Origin of the sequence: Streptomyces sp. 3MP-14 (genome assembly GCF_006334905.2) — a bacterium.
Classification (GTDB): Bacteria; Actinomycetota; Actinomycetes; order Streptomycetales; family Streptomycetaceae; genus Streptomyces; species Streptomyces triticirhizae.
In genome coordinates this window covers 239,230-257,012 of sequence record NZ_VDLZ02000008.1, presented here as the reverse complement: position 1 = coordinate 257,012, position 17,783 = coordinate 239,230, and the positions used below count along the sequence as shown (strand labels likewise).

The 17,783-nt window shown below is 74.2% G+C and carries 16 protein-coding genes and 1 riboswitch; of the genes, 6 read left to right on the top strand and 10 right to left on the bottom strand.

Going from position 1 to position 17,783, the window contains the following annotated elements:
* Positions 1-6: 6 nt before the first annotated feature.
* Entirely contained in the window at positions 7-1,191 is a 1,185-nt protein-coding gene (gene mnmA, locus FH609_RS15780) for a tRNA 2-thiouridine(34) synthase MnmA (protein WP_139667953.1), read from the bottom strand.
* A 40-nt stretch (positions 1,192-1,231) separates the two neighbouring features.
* Positions 1,232-2,401 carry a cysteine desulfurase family protein gene (locus FH609_RS15775; protein ID WP_139667951.1) on the bottom strand — a complete coding sequence of 390 codons (1,170 nt, stop codon included), beginning with the start codon at positions 2,399-2,401 and terminating at the stop codon, positions 1,232-1,234.
* Between the two features lie 165 nt (positions 2,402-2,566).
* On the opposite strand from FH609_RS15775, the gene FH609_RS15770 reads away from it, so the two are divergent.
* Positions 2,567-3,238, top strand: coding sequence for an N-acetylmuramoyl-L-alanine amidase (locus FH609_RS15770; protein ID WP_139667949.1), 672 nt, complete (start codon positions 2,567-2,569; stop codon positions 3,236-3,238).
* A gap of 1,109 nt (positions 3,239-4,347) precedes the next feature.
* On the opposite strand, the gene FH609_RS31115 is transcribed toward FH609_RS15770, so the two are convergent.
* Both FH609_RS31115 and FH609_RS15765 read right to left on the bottom strand, forming a co-directional pair.
* Complete coding sequence (locus FH609_RS31115) at positions 4,348-4,524, bottom strand: hypothetical protein (RefSeq protein ID WP_158621479.1); 177 nt, start codon at positions 4,522-4,524, stop codon at positions 4,348-4,350.
* Between the two features lie 55 nt (positions 4,525-4,579).
* Positions 4,580-5,671 (bottom strand): N-acetylmuramoyl-L-alanine amidase, encoded by a 1,092-nt coding sequence (locus tag FH609_RS15765; RefSeq protein WP_139667947.1) that lies wholly within the window; start codon positions 5,669-5,671, stop codon positions 4,580-4,582.
* Positions 5,672-5,909: 238 nt separating this feature from the next.
* On the opposite strand from FH609_RS15765, the gene FH609_RS15760 reads away from it, so the two are divergent.
* Positions 5,910-6,860 carry an endonuclease/exonuclease/phosphatase family protein gene (locus FH609_RS15760; protein ID WP_139667945.1) on the top strand — a complete coding sequence of 317 codons (951 nt, stop codon included), beginning with the start codon at positions 5,910-5,912 and terminating at the stop codon, positions 6,858-6,860.
* A 143-nt stretch (positions 6,861-7,003) separates the two neighbouring features.
* Positions 7,004-7,858 carry an aldo/keto reductase gene (locus FH609_RS15755; protein WP_139667943.1) on the top strand — a complete coding sequence of 285 codons (855 nt, stop codon included), beginning with the start codon at positions 7,004-7,006 and terminating at the stop codon, positions 7,856-7,858.
* 88 nt (positions 7,859-7,946) lie between these two features.
* Here the strand turns inward: FH609_RS15755 and FH609_RS15750 are convergent, their stop codons facing one another.
* The 3 genes from FH609_RS15750 to FH609_RS15740 all read right to left on the bottom strand — a co-directional run bounded on the left by FH609_RS15750 (position 7,947) and on the right by FH609_RS15740 (position 10,254).
* Positions 7,947-8,420: a Dps family protein gene (locus FH609_RS15750; RefSeq protein ID WP_139667941.1), complete on the bottom strand. Its 474-nt coding sequence runs from the start codon at positions 8,418-8,420 to the stop codon at positions 7,947-7,949.
* A gap of 162 nt (positions 8,421-8,582) precedes the next feature.
* Positions 8,583-9,350 (bottom strand): enhanced serine sensitivity protein SseB C-terminal domain-containing protein, encoded by a 768-nt coding sequence (locus tag FH609_RS15745; protein WP_139667939.1) that lies wholly within the window; start codon positions 9,348-9,350, stop codon positions 8,583-8,585.
* Positions 9,351-9,486: 136 nt separating this feature from the next.
* On the bottom strand, positions 9,487-10,254 hold the full coding sequence (locus FH609_RS15740) for an enhanced serine sensitivity protein SseB (RefSeq protein ID WP_139667937.1): 768 nt from the start codon (positions 10,252-10,254) through the stop codon (positions 9,487-9,489).
* A gap of 156 nt (positions 10,255-10,410) precedes the next feature.
* A riboswitch (glycine riboswitch) is annotated at positions 10,411-10,504 on the top strand.
* Between the two features lie 184 nt (positions 10,505-10,688).
* On the opposite strand from FH609_RS15740, the gene gcvT reads away from it, so the two are divergent.
* From gcvT to FH609_RS15725, 3 genes are all read left to right on the top strand, one after another.
* Positions 10,689-11,810 (top strand): glycine cleavage system aminomethyltransferase GcvT, encoded by a 1,122-nt coding sequence (gene gcvT, locus FH609_RS15735; RefSeq protein ID WP_139667935.1) that lies wholly within the window; start codon positions 10,689-10,691, stop codon positions 11,808-11,810.
* A gap of 179 nt (positions 11,811-11,989) precedes the next feature.
* Positions 11,990-12,373 carry a glycine cleavage system protein GcvH gene (gene gcvH / locus FH609_RS15730; RefSeq protein ID WP_139667933.1) on the top strand — a complete coding sequence of 128 codons (384 nt, stop codon included), beginning with the start codon at positions 11,990-11,992 and terminating at the stop codon, positions 12,371-12,373.
* Positions 12,374-12,380: 7 nt separating this feature from the next.
* Entirely contained in the window at positions 12,381-13,772 is a 1,392-nt protein-coding gene (locus FH609_RS15725) for an L-serine ammonia-lyase (protein WP_139667931.1), read from the top strand.
* A 103-nt stretch (positions 13,773-13,875) separates the two neighbouring features.
* On the opposite strand, the gene FH609_RS15720 is transcribed toward FH609_RS15725, so the two are convergent.
* The 3 genes from FH609_RS15720 to FH609_RS15710 all read right to left on the bottom strand — a co-directional run bounded on the left by FH609_RS15720 (position 13,876) and on the right by FH609_RS15710 (position 17,783).
* A complete protein-coding gene (locus FH609_RS15720; protein WP_139667929.1) occupies positions 13,876-15,519 on the bottom strand; it encodes a cellulase family glycosylhydrolase in 1,644 nt (547 codons plus the stop codon).
* 117 nt (positions 15,520-15,636) lie between these two features.
* Complete coding sequence (locus FH609_RS15715; RefSeq protein WP_139667928.1) at positions 15,637-16,722, bottom strand: ABC transporter ATP-binding protein; 1,086 nt, start codon at positions 16,720-16,722, stop codon at positions 15,637-15,639.
* Entirely contained in the window at positions 16,719-17,783 is a 1,065-nt protein-coding gene (locus FH609_RS15710; protein ID WP_139667926.1) for an ABC transporter ATP-binding protein, read from the bottom strand. Before FH609_RS15710 ends, FH609_RS15715 begins: the two co-directional genes overlap by 4 nt.

Below are 17,783 nucleotides of genomic sequence, written 5' to 3'. Positions count from 1 at the left end.
CTGCGGTCAGGCTCCGGCGCGACCGGCGAAACTCGTCGCGCTCGTCGTGTGCGCGATGGTCGCCGAGCCGACGACGCGGGTGCCGTCGTAGAGGACGACCGCCTGGCCGGGGGCGACGCCGCGCACCGGGGCGTCGAACGTGACCCGCAGCTCGCCGTCCACCACCTCGGCCGTCACCGGGGTCTCCACGCCGTGCGCCCGGAGCTGGGCGGTGTAGCGGCCGGCGCCCTCGGGCGCGGTGCCGCCGCACCAGCGGGGGCGGATCGCGGTCAGCTCGGCGATGTCGAGCGCCTCGGCAGGCCCGACCGTGACGGTGTTGTCGACCGGCGAGATGTCCAGCACATAGCGCGGCTTGCCGTCGGGCGCCGGGTGCCCGATGCGCAGCCCGCGCCGCTGGCCGATGGTGAAGCCGTGCGCGCCCTGGTGGGTGCCGATCCTGGTGCCGTCCTGGTCGAGGATGTCGCCCTCGGCCGAGCCGAGGTGGCGGGCCAGGAAGCCCTGGGTGTCGCCGTCGGCGATGAAGCAGATGTCGTGGCTGTCGGGCTTGCGCGCCACCGCCAGGCCCCGGCGTTCGGCCTCGGCCCGGACCTCGTCCTTGGTGGCCTCGGTGTCGCCCAACGGGAAGAGCGCGTGGGCCAGTTGGCGGTCGTCGAGCACGCCCAGCACATAGCTCTGGTCCTTCGCGGCGTCGCTGGCCCGGTGCAGCTCGCGCCGCCCGTCGGCGGCGACCCGCACGCTGGCGTAGTGGCCGGTGCAGACCGCGTCGAAGCCCAGCGCCAGCGCCCGGTCCAGCAGCGCGGCGAACTTGATCTTCTCGTTGCAGCGCAGGCAGGGGTTGGGGGTGCGGCCGGCGCGGTACTCGTCGACGAAGTCGTCGACGACCTCGGCGCGGAAGCGTTCCGCCAGGTCCCACACGTAGAACGGGATGCCGATCACGTCGGCGGCCCGGCGCGCGTCCCGGGAGTCCTCGATCGTGCAGCAGCCGCGCGCGCCGGTGCGGAAGGACTGCGGGTTGGCGGAGAGGGCGAGGTGGACGCCGGTCACCTCGTGTCCGGCCTCGACCGCGCGGGCGGCGGCGACCGCCGAGTCCACGCCGCCGGACATGGCGGCCAGCACCCGCAGGCGGGGACCCGTGCGGGGGCCGGTGGGGGCACCGGGAAAGGCGTCGGGGGCACCGGGGAAGTCACTCATAGCCCGTCCAGGGTACGGCCCCGGCCGTCCGGCGCCTCGCTCAGCTGAGCCCGGCGGCCCTGGCCCGCTCGACGGCCGGGCCGATCGCCGTCGCCAGGGCCTCTACGTCGGCGGCCGTCGAGGTGTGCCCGAGGCTGAACCGCAGGGTGCCCCTGGCCAGTTCGGGGTCGGCGCCGGCGGCCAGCAGCACATGGCTGGGCTGCGCGATGCCGGCGGTGCAGGCGGAGCCGGTCGAGCACTCGATGCCCTGGGCGTCCAGGAGCAGCAGCAGGGAGTCGCCCTCGCAGCCGGGGAAAGCGAAGTGCGCGTTGGCGGGCAGCCGGCCCGCCGGGTCGGGGTCGCCGCTGAGCACCGCGTCGGGAACGGCCGCGCGGACCCGGGCGACCAGCTCGTCGCGCAGGGCGCCGATCCGCCGGGCGAACTCGGGCTGCCCGGCCACGGTCAGCCGCGCGGCGGTGGCGAACGCGGCGATCGCCGGCACGTCCAGCGTCCCCGACCGCACGTCCCGCTCCTGGCCGCCACCGTGCAGGACGGGAACGGGGGCGGCGTCCCGGGACAGCAGCAGCGCACCGACGCCGAGCGGGCCGCCGATCTTGTGCCCGGAGACGGTGAGCGCGGTCAGGCCCGAGGCGGCGAAGTCGACCGGCAGCTGGCCGACGGCCTGCACCGCGTCGGCGTGCAGCGGAACGCCGAACTCGGCGGCCACCGCGCTCAGTTCCGCGATCGGCTGGACGGTGCCGATCTCGTTGTTGGCCCACATCACGGTGGCCAGGGCCACCTCGTCGGGGGCGCGTTCGATGGCGGCGCGCAACCCCTCGGGGTGCACCCGGCCCAGCGCGTCCACGGGAAGCCAGTCCACGACCGCGCCCTGGTGGTCGGCGAGCCAGTGCACGACGTCGAGCACCGCGTGGTGCTCGACTGGGCTGGCCAGCAGCCGCCGGCGGCGCGGGTCGGCGGCGACCCGGGACCAGTAGAGGCCCTTGACGGCAAGGTTGTCCGCCTCGGTGCCACCCGAGGTGAAGACGACCTCGCTGGGGCGCGCGCCCAGCGCGGCGGCCAGCTCCTCCCGGCCCTCCTCCACGGTGCGCCGGGCCCGGCGGCCGGATGCGTGCAGCGCGGAGGCGTTGCCGGTGCGGCCGAGTTGGGCGGTCATCACCGCACGCGCCTCGGGCAGCATGGGCGTGGTGGCGGCGTGGTCGAGGTAGGGCATGGTGACGCCGATTCTAGGAGCCGGCCGGGGCGCGGCCCGACGGCGGACGCCTGGTGAGACGACGGCCGCCGGGTGGCGCGGAACCCGCCGCGCGCACCGGCCGTTCTTCGAACCGGAGGGCGCCGGCGGTGGGCAGGTGGGGCGCCGGAGGGGAACGAGGAGACCATGGGTGAACACGCGGCCCGCGAGCCCGAGTCGTCGCCCGGGCGGCGCTCCGGCCTGCCGCGCAGGGCGCTGCTGGCGGGCGGGGCGGCGGGCGTCCTGGGGGTTGCCGGGTACGCCGGGCGGGAGCATCTCAGCTCCTGGTGGTGGCGGTACTCGGGGGTCGAGGCCCCCCGGGTCGAGGGTGAGGTGGATCACCCCGGGGCGGAGTGGATACCCGCCGACCCGGCCAACTACCGCAGGGCCAACCGCCCCCGGGACTACACCATCGACCGGGTGGTGATCCACATGCCGGAGGCGACCTACCCCATCACGCTCCGCGTCTTCCAGGACCCCTCGCACGGGGCGGCCACCCACTATGTGATCCGCTCATCCGACGGCCATGTCGCGCAGCTGGCCCGGGAGTTGGACGTCGCGTACCACGCGGGGCACCGGGGCTTCAACGAGCGCAGCATCGGCATCGAGCACGAGGGCTGGGCGGACCGGCCGGAGTATCTGACGGACGCGCTCTACGAGTCCTCGGCCCGGCTGGTCGCGGGGATCTGCGCGCGGCACGAGATCCCCGTCGACCGCGAGCACATCGTCGGCCACAACGAGGTCCCCGAGGTGATCCGCGTCTGCCCCGGCCCGCACTGGGACTGGGACCGCTACCTGACGATGGTCACGGAGGCCTAGCCGGCCGGATCGGGAGGCCGTGCCCCGGGCCCGGGCGGCCGGAGCAGCCCGCTGCGCGGGGCCGGACGAACGCGTCGCCGCGCCCTCGCGGGCACGGCGGAACGACGGCGTCGCTCCGGCGGGTGACCGGGGCCTTGGGCGGCCTCGCGCGGGACGCCACCGTGGAACGGGCGAGCCCTGGCCCCTGCCTGGAAGCGGAGAGCCCTGCCGGCGGCCACGGCCGCCGGAGCGCCGCCGCGCCGGCAGGGCAGGCCGAACCGGCCAACAGCCAACGGGGCCATGACTGTTCCCTCCCACCCTGCCGGACCTCCAGCGCGCGGGCAGAGCACAGGGCGGGCACGCCCCCGCTCTCGTGGCCGCCACGGACCCGGCCCCGGAACGCGCCCGGCGGGCGAGACTGTCGGCGAGGAGCGCTCCGCCGTCGAACGCCCCAAGGCCACCCACGCGACCGTGCGCCACTCCTCGGCCGGGCTCCCCCAACTCCCCTTCACCGCAGACCGGTCGGGCTTCGGGCCCGAACCCGCCGCCCTCGGGGCCGCCCGGTGACACCGTGCTGACCGTGAAACTCCCCCAACTGCCCCCGCCGACGGCCCCCCATCCATGAGCCCGATCCGAGAGCCCCACCGCAAGCCCGATCCGTGAACCGGTCCCGTGGGCCCCGTCCGGCGTGAGCCGAGATCCGCCCCGGCGTGGAAACCCGGCCGACAAGACCCCCGCCCGGCCAGTCCACCGCCCCCGGGGCGACCCGCCGCCCCCAGAAAGCCCAACCGGCCGACAAGACCCCGGCCCGGCCGGCAAGGCCACCACCGTCGAGGCAGGCCACCGTCCCCGGAAGCCAGCCCGGCCGGGACCACTACGACCGCCCCCGGGGCGACCCGCCGCCCGCCGATACCCAACAGCCCGGCCACCCTGGCCACCCGGCCAAGCGCCGCCAGGCAGGTACACACCACAGGCCGTGAGCCGAGATCCCCGCCCATCCAGAAACCAGGCCGGCAAGGCCACCGCCCCCGCCAGCGGCCCGGCCGCCGTCCCCGAAAGCCCGGCCGGCCAGGCCACCGCCCCCGCCGTCGGGGCGGGCCGCCGTCCCCGAAAGCCGGGCCGGCCAGGCCCTAGTTGAGGGTGCCCAGGCGCGTCAGCTCCAGTGCGCAGCGGCGCGCGTCCGCCTCGCGTTCGAAGAGCGCGGCGCGCAGCTCCTGGGTGTCGGGGTCGGGCACATGGGCCAGGTGGCCCTCGTCGGAGACCACATACCAGCCACGGGTCTCGCTGTGGCGTGCTTCGTAGCGCATGGTGACCACGGTAGTACCCACCGCTGACACTCGACCAGGGACCGTCAGGGACCGGTCACGTCTCCCAGTAGAGCGTCTCGGCCCGCAGGTACTCGATGGTGATCGGCTCGTTCCCGTGGTGCGCCAACTCGACGCGCAGTCGGCGCGATCCGGCGAGGTGGCCGTTCCACGCGTAGGTGAAGTGCGCGTCGCCGCCGTCGTGGACCGGGGAGTTGATGGGCATTCCGCCGGTGCGTTCGAAGCCGCCCTCCTTCTTCTCCGCGTAGTGCGCCACCCGGATCTGGAGTTCCTGTCCCCGGCTGAGTCCCGAGGCGCGGACGGCGACCGTGGTGGAGTAGAAGCAGGCGCCGAACGCGATGGACGGCTCGGGCGTCTTGGTCTCCCACTCCTTGCCGTTGTGCCGGCGGTCGAACCTGACGGTCGTCCAGGTGCCGGGCTTGAGGGTCTGGGTGAAGTCGCCCGTGGTGCCGTACAGGGTCCGCTTGGGCACGTCGTCCTCCTCGTGGGGCGGGTTGGAGCCGCCGGGGCTCCAGTCGGCGGGATGCTTCAGTCGCTCGCTGACCCGCTTGCGGATGTCTCCCATGGAGACGCCGGGCCCGCGTGGGTCGACCTTTCCCGGTTGCCACTCCAGGTGGCCGATGACCGAGGTGTCGCCCTTCTTTCCCCAGCCGTGGGCCCGGCAGATCGCCGCCGAGGCGCGGACGATCGCCTCGACCTGGGCGGCGGGCCAGGGGTCCTTGTTGTCGCCGAGGTTGACGCACTCGAATCCGTAGAACCGCGCGTTGCCGTCGGTGTCGGCCTGGTTGTCCGCCGGCAGTTGGCGTTCGTCGATCACCGCCTGGAGCACGTCCCCGTCGCCCGAACCGGCGTGGTTGGCGCGGCCGTTGCCCACCAGGTAGACCGTGCCGTCCTTGGCGATGACGCCGTGGCACAGCGGCCCCGGCAGGTCGGATCTGCCCTGGTAGCAGAGGTCGACGGAGCCCGAGGTGCCGGAGGTGACGGTGTGGTGGACCATCACGCCGTGCACCGGGCCCCAGGCGCCGGCGCCGTTGCGGTTGTGGGTGCGCCAGCTCTTGTGTTCGACGATTTTCACGCCCTCGTCCTTGAGGGCCTTCACGAGTTTGTCGGCGGAGAGCGGAGTTGCCATGCCGGACCCCCCTGGAATTCCTCGACTCTCCCTTACCGTATTCCCGTCTGACGGTTCGGCACGCTCTTTGGTGAAAGGGTGCGTGCGCGTTGTCCACCGCTTTCAACTCCGGCGCGCGCCGCCGGTGTGCGCCCGGGGAAGTTCGGCTGCTGTTCGAGCCGCCGTTGTTTTCGCTCCGCGATCACAACACGATCGGGGACGACAGTCCTTGCTCGAACCACCCCACAGGAGGACTGTTATGGCTGTGTCACGGAGAACGGTGTTGGGCGTCGCGGGCGCGAGTGGTCTGGTGACGGCGGGCGCCGCGATCAACGCGCCGGGCGCGCAGGCGCGTTCGGCGGCGCGCGGGGCCGCAGGAGAGCGCACCCGGGAGCGCGCGGTGATCGGCCCGGCGCGGGGCGACCGGCTGCACGTGGTGTCGTTCAACATCCGGATGGACGCCAACGCCGCGCCAGGGACGCCCGACTCGTGGGCCGACCGGCGTCCGGTGCTGGCCCGCTTCCTGGAGTTGGAGCGGCCCACCGTGCTGGGCGTGCAGGAGGCGCTGTACCACCAGGTCAAGCAGCTGGACGGCGACCTGCCGGCCGGCTACGACTGGATCGGCCTGGGCCGCGAGGGCGGCGGCCGGGGCGAGTTCATGGGGATCTACTACGACGCCAACCGCCTGGAGCCGCTCGACTTCGACCACTTCTGGTTGTCGGACACCCCGAACGTGATCGGTTCCGCCTCCTGGGGCAACTCGGTGATCCGCATGGTGACCTGGGTCCGGTTCCTCGACCGGCGCACCGAGCGGGCGTTCGTACATGTCAACACGCACTTCGACCACCAGTCGGAGCCGTCCAGGCAGCGTTCGGCGGCGCTGGTGCGCGAGCGGATCGAGGGCTTCGACCCGAGCCTGCCCGTGGTGCTGACCGGTGACTTCAACACCCCGGCCGGCTCCTCGGAGTCCTACCGGCTGCTGGTCACCGAGGGCGGCCTCACCGACACCTGGCAGACGGGCCGTCAGGTGACGCCGGACTGGGGCACCTTCCCCGGCTACGGCGAGCCGGTGCGCGGCGGCGACCGGATCGACTGGGTGCTGACCGGCGGCCCCGTCGAGGTGCTGCGGGTGGCCATCAACACCTACCGGGTGCGCGGCCGTTACCCCTCCGACCACGCCCCGGTCCAGGCGGAGCTGCGCCTGGCCTGAGCCCGGTGGCCGGCCCGGTCCGCGCGCGGGCCGGGCCGGCGGCGGCACGGCGGCGGCACGGCGGCGGCACGGCGGGCTGACAGGATGACGGTTGACCGCACGCCCGTGCGAGCAATCGCCGTGCGTCAGCCACCGGGAGAAGAATGAACGACCGCTCGCCCAGCCCGCCCGCCACCACGTTCCGCATCGGCGGGCGGCGCCCCGTGCGGCGCCTCGGCTTCGGCGCCATGCACCTGCCCACGACGCCCGGGCCCGACCGGGAGCGCGGCCTCGCCGTGGCCCGCCACGCGGTGCGGCTCGGGGTGAACCTGATCGACACCGCGCATCTCTACGGCTGGGGCGAGAACGAGTCGCTGCTCGCCGAGGCGCTCCACCCGTACCCGGACGACCTGTTGATCGCCACCAAGGTCGGCGTCGCCCCGCCGAGCCCGGGCCGGGAGGCCGACCTCGACGGGCGGCCGGAGTTCCTGCGCGCCCAGGTCGAGGAGGGGCTGCGGCGGCTGCGGCTGGAGCGGATCGAGCTGCTCCAGCTGCACCGCGTCGACCCGAAGGTGCCGCTGGCCGACCAGGTCGGGGCGCTCGCCGAGGCGAGGGAGCGGGGCGAGATCGCGCACCTCGGGCTCTCCGAGGTGACGGTGGCGCAGCTGGCCGAGGCCAGGGAGATCACCGGGATCGCCACCGTGCAGAACCGCTACAGCGTGCTGGACCGGGAGTACGAGGACGTGGTCGACGCCTGCCAGGCCGCCGGCATCGGCTTCCTGCCCTGGCGCCCGGTGCACCCGGCGACCGTCGCCGCCGGCGAGGTCCAGGCCGTGGCGGCCGAGTTGGGCGCGACGGCGGCCCAGGTCGCCCTCGCCTGGCTGCTGCGGCGCTCCCCGGTGATGCTGCCCATCCCCGGCACGGGTTCGGTGGCCCATCTGGAGGAGAACGTCGCGGCCGGCGAACTGACGCTGAGCGACGAGCAGTTCGACCGCCTGGACGGCATCGCCCGCCCCTGACAACGGCCGACGGCGCCCCTCGACACGGCGGAGCCCGCCGGGGCGCGCGGGGCGCCGCCGGCGGGCCCGTCCGACGAGGGGGCCGGCCTCAGCTGGCGTTCTCGGCCTGGAACATCCAGTGGTGCTTCTCAAGATCCTTGGTGATCTGGATCAGCACGTCCTCGCTGACCGAGTCGACCGGGCCGACCTCGTCGAGGCGTTCGCGCATCCGGACAATCACCGCGCCCAGCGCGTCCACCAGGGTGCGCACCGCGTCGGTGTCGCGCTGCCAGCCGTCGGCCACCGTGTGGATGCCGGTGGTCGCCGCCACGGTGGCGGCCCGGCCGTCGGGCGGGACGCCCAGCGCGGCCGAGCGTTCGGCGACGGTGTCGGAGTGGGTGCGCGCGGTGGTGACGACCTCGTCCAGCTGGAGGTGGACGGAGCGGAAGCGGGGGCCGATCACGTTCCAGTGGGTCTGCTTGGCGACCAGGGACAGGTCGACCAGGTCGACGAGCGCACCCTGTAGCGCCTCGCCCACGACCTTGAGGGTGCTGTCAGGGAGCGTGCTCTTCACGGTGCTCATGCGGCGTCTCTCCTCTCGGCGGCCGCGCGCCGCGCTGCCCGGTGGCGCGCGTGCCGGTGGCAGAACTGTGTCCCTCGGGTACCCACCAGCCGCCGGCCTATCCGCCCCGACCGCCGACCCGACCGCCGACCCCCGCGAGGTCCCGCCGTGGTCCCGCCGTGGTCAGTACGCGCGCGGGTAGCCGTAGCCCTGCGGGTCGGAGGCGGAACGGCCCAGGGCCGGGGCGTCGCGCTCGTAGAAGGGGCGGGTGTTGGCGCGCAGCCACATGGCCACCGGGTCGTAACCGTCCGCCATCGCCACGGTGCCCACGGTCAGCCCGTCGGGGACCTCGGCGATCGCCTCGCGCATCATGGCGCGCACGGCGTCGGCGCCGTTCTCCTGCGGGCCGTCCACGTCGAGGCCGATGGCCAGGTACGAGGCGCCCAGCGCCGGGCGCACCCAGGCGCGCCAGAGGGCGCGCAGCGCGGGCGTGCGCGGGGCGAGCGCGACGAGGCGCGCGTAGAAGGAGTCCACGCCGACGCTGGGCTCGCTGATCTCCAGCGGCCCGGCCGGCAACCGGTCCAACCCGCCGGCGATCCGCCGCAGGTCGAGCCAGGGCACGCCGAGGCCGCCGCCCGGGGCGTGCGGATTGAGCCACAGGCCCCAGTGCTCGGGGTAGAGGGCGGCGGCGATGTCGCGTCCAGGGACCACCTCGTAGGCGCGGTTCCAGCCACTGGCGGCCAGTTGGGCGCGGGAGGTCACGCACGGCGCGTAGCCGTGGCCCGCGACCTCCATGCCGCCGTAGTGGGCGTCGGGGTCGCCCGGGTCGCCCTGCCACAGCAGCATCCACACCTCGCTGTCGGCGAGCGCGCCCAGCAGGGACTCGTAGGTGTCCAGCCGGTCCGGCGTCACCCGGGTGAGCAGCTCCTCGACAGCCTCTCCCGCACTCACCTGGGCCCGTCCTCCTCGCGCTTCGGCGCTCCGGCACACTTCGGTCCACCCGCACGCACCCGCAGGCACCCGCACGCGCACCAGCCCCGCACAGCAGCTTGCGAGTCAGGCTCCCGGCTGACAAGGTGCCCCGTGCTCACGCGCCACGCGAGTAGAACGGCGCCACACACTCCCGCAGCCAGTCCACCACCGGGTCCTGGGCGGCGTCCAACAGGACCAGTTGAACCGGCCACCGGACCGTGTGGCGGGCCAGCGCCCGGCCGAGCGCGGCGTTGACGGCCTCCCGGGTGGTGTCGTCGACCTGGTCCAGCTCGACGCCGACGAAGAGCGCCGGCTCGCCGCCCTCGGCGCTGGCCAGGCCGCGCCGCGCGGTCACCACGTACCAGAGCGTCCCCAGCTCCTCGGCCGCCGCGTTCAGGAACTCGACCGGGTCGTCCTGCCAGTCCGGCTGGAAGAGCCGCATCCGCGCGCCGGAGGGCACGCCCGGCGTGCGCTCGCCCGGGGTGGCGCGGCACAGCTCGGCGACGGCGACGGGCGGCACCGGGATGCCGACCGTTCCGCCGGGGTTCACGGCTATGCCCACCTGCGGCGGCAGGCCACGGGCGAACTCCCAGGCGGGCGCGACGGTGAACGGCAGGTGCGAGGCGCCGCCCAGGTGCAGCTGCTCGGCCGAGCTGAAGACGGGGACGTAGACGCCGCCGGCCAGGTCGATGGTCGGCAGGTCGAGGGTGCGGCTCTCGGGCCCGCCGCCCTCGGGCAGCGGGACCCACACGGCGCTGCGGGAGAGCAGCTTCAGCAGGCGGGGGGCGGCGTCGGGCACGCCGACCGAGGCGGCCAGCGCCTCCTCCAACTCGTTGCCCGGCCAACCTCCGCCGAAGCCCGGCCCCGTCCTGCTCACACTCATCGCGCCCGCCTTCCTCGCTCGTTCCGGTCCCGCCGTGTCTCGCGGGGGACCCGGCCGCTTCCGCCGGCCCGAGCGAAACCTTCTCACGGTGATCGGCTCCCGCCCCACGGGGCATCCGTGCGATGATGGCCGGGCCACAACCGCATACCGGCCGTTCGACCTCGCGCGGGAGAGTCCCCGGTGTCATCCGGGGCGCCGAAGGAGCAAGTCCTCCCTTGAATCTCTCAGGCCCCGTCACCGCGCGCGGAAGGCAAGTCTGAAAAGCGGGCCGCGCATCGGCGCGGCCCCACCCACGGTGCAAGCCGCGCCGTCCGCCCGGGAAGCGTTTCCGCGCGGGGCTCGCGGCGAACCTCTCAGGTGCCGATGACAGACGGGGAGGGCTCGACGCGCGACCGCGCGTTCGTCACCGCCCGCCGTCTCCCTGGAGCGAGTTCATGTCCGACACCCCCCGCGTCACCGCGCTGGACGCGGTGCACCGCGCGCTCGGCGCCACCATGACCGACTTCGCCGGCTGGTCGATGCCGCTGCGCTACGGCAGCGAACGCGCCGAGCACCAGGCGGTGCGGAACGCGGTCGGCCTCTTCGACCTGTCGCACATGGGCGAGATCGCGGTGACCGGGCCCGGCGCCGCGGCGCTGCTGGACCACGCGCTGGTGGGGCGGCTGTCGGCGGTGAAGCCGGGCCGGGCCCGCTACACGATGATCTGCGAGGCGGGCGGCGGCATCCTGGACGACCTGATCGTCTACCGGCTGGCCGACGAGGAGTTCCTGGTGGTGGCCAACGCGGCCAACGCCGAGCGGGTGTTGGACGCGCTGCGCGAGCGGGGCACCGCGTTCGAGGCCGAGGTCAGGGACGACCGGGACGCCTACGCGCTGATCGCCGTCCAGGGGCCTGCGGCGGCCGGGGTGTTGGGGCGGCTGACCGACCCGGCGGGGCTGGCGGGGCTGCGCTACTACGCGAGCCTGCGGGCCGAGGTCGCCGGGCGTCCGGTGCTGGTGGCCCGCACCGGGTACACCGGCGAGGACGGCTTCGAGCTGTTCTGCGCGCCGGAGGACGCGGAGCCGCTGTGGGCGGCGCTGACCGAGGCGGGCGCGGTCGACGGGCTGGTGCCCTGCGGCCTGGCCTGCCGCGACACGCTGCGCCTTGAGGCGGGGATGCCGCTCTACGGGCACGAACTCACCGAACGGACCACGCCGTTCGACGCCGGGCTGGGTCGGGTGGTGAAGTTCGACAAGGAGGGCGACTTCGTGGGGCGCGCGGCGTTGGAACGCGCCGCCGAGCGCGCCGTGAGCGACCCGCCACGGGTGCTGGTGGGCCTGGTGTGCGAGGAGCGCCGGGTGCCGCGCGCCGGGTATCCGGTGCTGGCCGCCGACGGCTCGACGGTCGGCGAGGTCACCTCGGGCGCCCCCTCCCCCACGCTGGGCCGGCCGATCGCCATGGCCTATGTGGACGCCGCGCACGCCGCGCCCGGCACCGGGGGCGTCGCCGTCGACATCCGGGGCACCGCCGTGCCGCACGAGGTCGTCGCGCTCCCCTTCTACCGGCGGGCCGACTGACCCGCTGCCGCCGGCGGGACTCACCTGCCTGGCGCCCGCGCCGCCTCCGCCACGCCCCGTCACCCGCCACGACCCGCCACCCGCCGTTCCGGCGTCCGTTCCCGTTCCGGCGTTCGTTTCCGTTCCGCCACCGACTGTCCGCCCCCCATGTTCCGCGTGATCCAGGAGAATCGACGACCATGAGCAACCCCCAGCACCTCCGCTACACCCGCGACCACGAGTGGCTCACCGAGCCGGCCGACGGCGTGGCCACCGTGGGCATCACCGCCCACGCCGCCTCCGCCCTGGGTGACGTGGTCTACGCCCAGCTGCCCGAGGTGGGCACGGCCGTCACGGCCGGCTCGCCCTGCGGCGAGCTGGAGTCGACCAAGGCCATCAGCGACATCTACGCCCCCGTCAGCGGCGAGGTCACCGACGTCAACCAGGCCGTGGTGGACGATCCCGAGCTGGTCAACTCGGAGCCCTTCGAGGGCGGTTGGCTCTTCCGGGTGCGCGTCGACGCCGACGCGGAGCCCGGCGAGCTGCTGTCCGCCGAGGAGTACACCGCCTTCACGGAGCAGTGAGCCGACCGTGGCGCTCTCGGCCTTCGACCTGTTCAGCGTCGGCATCGGCCCCTCCAGTTCGCACACCGTGGGGCCGATGCGCGCGGCGCTGCTGTTCGCCAACGCCCTGAAGGACGCCGGGGCGTTGGCCGAGACGGCCACCGTCCGGGTCGAGCTGTACGGCTCGCTGGGCGCCACGGGGCACGGTCACGGTTCGCCGAAGGCGGTGATGCTGGGCCTGGAGGGCCAGGCACCGGACACGGTGGACGTCACCCGCGCCGACGAGGACGTGGCGCGGGTGCGCGCCACCCGGCGGCTGCGGCTGCTGGGCGCGGCGATAGGGCCGAGCCACGAGATCCCGTTCGACCCGGAGAGCGACCTGGTGCTCTACCGGCGGCGTTCGCTGCCGGGCCACGCCAACGGGATGATCTTCCGGGCCTTCGACGGGGCGGGCCGCGCGCTGCTGGAGCGGACCTACTACTCGGTGGGTGGCGGCTTCGTGGTGGACACCTCGGCCGAGGGCGTCGAGGGGCCGGCGCGGATCGTGCCCGACGAGCGGCGGCTGCCGCACCCGTTCCACACCGGCGCCGAGCTGTTGGAGCTGACCCGAGCCACCGGGCTGTCCGTCTCGGCGTTGATGCTGCGCAACGAGACCTCCTGGCGCACCGAGGAGGAGGTGCGGTCCGGGCTGCTGGACATCTGGGCCGTGATGCGTGCCTGTGTGCGACGTGGGCTCAGCGAGGAGGGCATCCTGCCCGGCGGGCTGCGGGTGCGCCGCAGGGCGGCGGCCTCGGCCCGCCGGCTGCGCGCCGAAGTGGGCGGCGCGGCCAAGGAGTTGGAGTGGGTCACGCTCTACGCCATGGCGGTCAACGAGGAGAACGCCGCCGGCGGCCGGGTGGTGACCGCGCCCACCAACGGCGCGGCCGGGATCATCCCCGCCGTGCTCCACTACTACCTGGACTTCGTGCCGGGCGCCGACGCCGACGGCGTGGTGCGGTTCCTGCTGGCGGCGAGCGCGGTGGGGATGCTCTTCAAGGAGAACGCCTCCATCTCGGGCGCCGAGGTCGGCTGCCAGGGCGAGGTCGGCTCGGCCTGCTCGATGGCCGCCGGCGGGCTGGCCGAGGTGTTGGGCGGCACCCCGGAACAGGTGGAGAACGCGGCGGAGATCGGCATCGAACACAATCTGGGCCTCACCTGCGATCCGGTGGGCGGCCTGGTACAGATTCCGTGCATCGAGCGCAATGGCATGGCCGCCGTCAAGGCCATCACGGCGGCCCGGATGGCGCTGCGCGGCGACGGGCAGCACCATGTCTCCCTGGACCGGGCGATCGCCACGATGAAGCAGACCGGCGCCGACATGTCCGTCAAGTACAAGGAGACGGCGCGCGGCGGCCTCGCGGTCAACGTCGTGGAGTGCTGACGCCGAACGGAGGGGAGAGGGCCCCGGCACGGCACGACCCTGCCGGGGTCGCCGTGCCGGGGCCCGCCCCGGGTGGGGACCCCGGGCGGGGAGGCTCAGCCGGTCACCGCCTCCCGCCGGCGGCACCGGCCGCCGGGCCGGCCGCCGCCGCGCCGTCCACCGGCTCGAAGAGCACCGCGTCGGCGACGGTGTACCCCGCGCTGGCGCCGGAGATCCGCACGCCCTGGTCGGCGCCCGCCGTGAAGTCGTACGTCCCGAGCAGCCCCCAGTCGCAGCCGCCCGCGCGCTGGTCGACGGTCAGCTCGGCGGTGCCGCCGTCGTGGCCGATGGTCACCGGCACGGCGGGGGCGCGGTTCGGGTCAGGGGCCCACCACAGGTAGACGTTGTACCGTCCGGACGCCGGCAGTTCGGGGGTGAACGTCGCGCTGCGCTCCGGTGCCGCCTCGGGCCCGCCGTCGTGCCGGTAGTCGGTGCCGTGGAAGCCGTGGGCGGTGTCGCCGGTGACCCAGTCGCCGGTGTCGGCGTAGCCGGCGGAGCCGTTCTCCACCACCGTCCCGCTGTGCGACTCCGGCACGCCGAGGTCGTCCCCGGCGCCCGGCGGGTTGTCGACGCCCGGCTGGTTGTGGTCGGCGAGCTGGCTCAGCCAGTTCTGGACGAACTGGCCCTGGTGCTCGCCGCCCAGCAGGTTCCAGTCGTGGTCGAACATCTGGGGCTTCCAGTAGTTGTCGAAGACCCAGGCGTTCCAGCTGATCCAGGGCCGTTCGTCCAGGTAGTCGCGCAGCCCGACGCCCCAGCACTTGGTGGTGCCGGCGGTGACCGCGTCGCTGAAGTCGCCGACCGGGTTCCAGCCGAACTCGGTGAGCACCACGGGGATGGTCTCGGCCGCGTTCCCGAACCTGGCGTCGAGGTTGGCGGCGCTGCTCGGGCCCTGGTTGGGGTAGAGGTGGTAGACGTACGCGGTGTTGGCGTCGGCGATGGGGTCGGCCGCGGCCTCGTTGACCATGGTGGACCAGTTGGGGCTGCCCATCAGGATCAGGTTGTTCGGGGCGACGCCGCGGATCGCGTCGACCACCGGGGTGATGTAGCTCTTCCAGGTCGGCCAGTCGGCCGGCGCCAGCGGCTCGTTGTAGACCTCGAAGATCACGTTGGGCACGTCGGCGTAGCGGGGCGCGACGTACTCCCAGAACTCCCGGACGACGGACTGCGGGGTGCCCCCCGCCACGTCGTCGCCGTAGTTCTGCACCCGGTGGAAGTCGACGATCACGTAGATGCCGAGTTCGACCGCCTGTTGCACATAGGGGTCGATGTTCTGCGCGAAGTTCTCCTCAAGGGAGAGGGAGTCGTTGGGCGCCCACTCGGTGACGGGCAGCCTGAGGACCTTGTTGTGCCAGCCCTGTTCCGCGTTGACGGACAGGTCGATCATGTCGGCGATGGGCCGGGGGTCGCACTCGGCGCACTCGCTGTTGTGCCGGGGCGCCAGCACCGAGAGCCCGCGCAGGGTCACCGGGCGGCCGGCCTCGTCGGTGATCTGGTTGCCGTCCACGGACAGCCACGGAACGGCCTGGGCGGACGGGCCCTCCTCGGCGCCGGCGGCCGACGAGGGCAGGGTGAGGAGGGCGAACGGGAGGAGGAGGGCGGTCAGGAGTCGGAGGAACCGGGGCAGTCGGGGCAGTCGGGGGCGTCGGCTCGGTCGGTCCGGTCGGTCCGGTCGGTCCGGTCGGGACGGCTGTGGGGTCGTCGGAATCACGCGGCTCTCCTTGCACTGAACGGAACGTGCTCAGTCGTGGGGGGTGGTGCCGGGTGGTGCGCCACCGCGTGCGCGGTCGCGCGTGGGGCCTCCTTCCGGTCGGGAACGGGCGCCGGATCAGGGGTGTTCGGTCAGATCCAGTCCGGCGAGGTCGAGTTCGCTCGCGCGGTGGCAGGCGACGGACCGCCGCCCGTCCTCCTCGCGGGCCGGCGGGCCGAGCAGCGGCGGGCGGCCCGCGACGTCGCAGACGCCGGGCAGCGCGTGCGGGCAACGGGTGTGGAACGAGCAGCCGCGCGGCGGGTGGGCCGGGTCGGGCAGGTCGTCGGCGAGCCGGACCCGGCGGCCGGTGTCGCGCAGCCGGGGGTCGGGGCGCGGCACGGCGGACAGCAGGGCCTCGGTGTAGGGGTGGCGGGGTCGGGCGTACAGCTCGGCGGTGTCGGCGACCTCGGCGATCTTCCCCAGGTACATCACGGCGACCCGGTCGCAGACGCTCTCCACCACCGACAGGTCGTGGGAGACGAACAGATAGGTGAGGCCGAACTCCTCCTGGAGGTCGCGCAGCAGGTTGAGGATCTGGGCGCGGACGGAGACGTCCAGCGCGGAGACCGGCTCGTCGGCGACGACCAGCCGGGGGCGGACGACCAGCGCGCGGGCGATGTTGACGCGCTGCCGCTCGCCGCCGGAGAAGGCGTGCGGGTAGCGGTGCAGGTAGCGCGGCGAGAGGCCGACCCGGGTGAGCATCTCGGCGACGCGGTCCTCCAGTTCGGAGCCGGTGGCGATGCCGTGCGAGCGCAGCGGGTCGCCGATGATCTGGAGCAGCGTCATCCTCGGGTTGAGCGAGGAGAACGGGTCCTGGAAGACGACCCGCACCTCGCGCTGGAAGCCGCGCAGCGCGCGCCCCGAGAGGGTGGCGACGTCCACCGTCGCGCCGTCGGCCCGCCGGTAGTGGACGGCGCCGGCGGTGGGCGCGAGCACCCGGGCGACGGCGCGCCCCAGGGTGGTCTTGCCGCAGCCGGACTCCCCCACCAGGCCGAGGGTCTCGCCCGAACGGACCGCCAGGTCGACGCCGTCGACGGCCCGCACCCGGCCGACCGTCCGGCCCAACAGCCCACGTCTGACGGGGAAGTGGACGGCCACGCCCCTGATGTCCAACAGCGGCGCGCCGCCGTCGGCCCGCCGTTCGTCCAGGGGGGACGCGCTCATGCCGGGGCTCCTTCGGTCGGCGGGGTGTGCAGCACACAGCGCACCCGGCGGCCCGGCGCGGTGCTGGTCTCCGGCGGCTCCTCCCGGTCGCAGACCCCCGCGACCGCGTGCGCGCAGCGCGGGTGGAACGGGCAGCCGGCGGGCCGCTCCGAGGGGTGCGGGACGTTGCCGGGGATGGTGGCCAGCCGCTGCCGGTTGCCGGCGCCCATGCGCGGCACCGAGCCCAACAGGGCCCGGGTGTACGGGTGTTGCGGGTCGTGGAAGATCGCGTCCACCGGCCCCTGTTCGACGACGCGGCCCAGGTACATCACCACCACCTCGTCGGCGATCTCGGCGACGACGCCCAGGTCGTGGGTGATGAACAGCACCGACATCCCGGTCTCCGCCTGGAGTTCGCGCAGCAGGTCGACGATCCGCGCCTGGGTGGTGACGTCCAGCGCGGTGGTCGGCTCGTCGGCGATCAGCAGCGCGGGGTCGCAGGCCAGCGCGATGGCGATCATGGCGCGTTGGCACATTCCGCCGGAGAGTTGGAACGAGTAGGCGTCCACGCGCTGTTCGGGGCGCGGGATGCCGACCCGGCGCAGCAGCGAGACGGCGCGCTCCCCGGCCTCGGCCCGGCTCAGCGGCAGGTGCAGCTGGATGGCCTCGACCAGCTGGTCGCCGATGGTGTACATCGGGGAGAGCGCGGCCATCGGCTCCTGGAAGACCATCGCGATCTCGCCGCCCCGCACGGCGCGCAGTTCGGCGCCGCGTGGGTCCAACGCGGCGAGGTCGACGGGAAGTTCGCGGCTCTCCGGGTGCCAGCTGACGGTGCCGGCGACGACCTCGCCCGGCTCGTCGACCAGGCCGAGCACGGAGCGCGCGGTCATGCTCTTGCCGCAGCCGGACTCGCCGACCACGCAGACGATCCGGCGGCGCGGCACGGCGAAGCTGACGCCGTCGACGGCGCGCACGGTGCCCTCGCGGGTGTGGAAGTGGGTCTTCAGGCCGTCGATCCGGAGCAACGGCGTCTGCGCGTGCGGGACCCGGTCGGTCCGCGCCGGGGTGGTCGGGGTCGTCAC

Coding starts and splice junctions, on each gene's coding strand:
- mnmA (WP_139667953.1), bottom strand. CDS start 1,191: ATGAGTGACTTCCCCGGTGCCCCCGACGCCTTTCCCGGTGCCCCCACC.
- FH609_RS15740 (WP_139667937.1), bottom strand. CDS start 10,254: ATGAGTGTGAGCAGGACGGGGCCGGGCTTCGGCGGAGGTTGGCCGGGC.
- FH609_RS15755 (WP_139667943.1), top strand. CDS start 7,004: ATGAACGACCGCTCGCCCAGCCCGCCCGCCACCACGTTCCGCATCGGC.
- FH609_RS31115 (WP_158621479.1), bottom strand. CDS start 4,524: ATGCGCTACGAAGCACGCCACAGCGAGACCCGTGGCTGGTATGTGGTC.
- FH609_RS15750 (WP_139667941.1), bottom strand. CDS start 8,420: ATGAGCACCGTGAAGAGCACGCTCCCTGACAGCACCCTCAAGGTCGTG.
- FH609_RS15760 (WP_139667945.1), top strand. CDS start 5,910: ATGGCTGTGTCACGGAGAACGGTGTTGGGCGTCGCGGGCGCGAGTGGT.
- FH609_RS15715 (WP_139667928.1), bottom strand. CDS start 16,722: ATGAGCGCGTCCCCCCTGGACGAACGGCGGGCCGACGGCGGCGCGCCG.
- FH609_RS15775 (WP_139667951.1), bottom strand. CDS start 2,401: ATGCCCTACCTCGACCACGCCGCCACCACGCCCATGCTGCCCGAGGCG.
- gcvH (WP_139667933.1), top strand. CDS start 11,990: ATGAGCAACCCCCAGCACCTCCGCTACACCCGCGACCACGAGTGGCTC.
- FH609_RS15765 (WP_139667947.1), bottom strand. CDS start 5,671: ATGGCAACTCCGCTCTCCGCCGACAAACTCGTGAAGGCCCTCAAGGAC.
- gcvT (WP_139667935.1), top strand. CDS start 10,689: ATGTCCGACACCCCCCGCGTCACCGCGCTGGACGCGGTGCACCGCGCG.
- FH609_RS15770 (WP_139667949.1), top strand. CDS start 2,567: ATGGGTGAACACGCGGCCCGCGAGCCCGAGTCGTCGCCCGGGCGGCGC.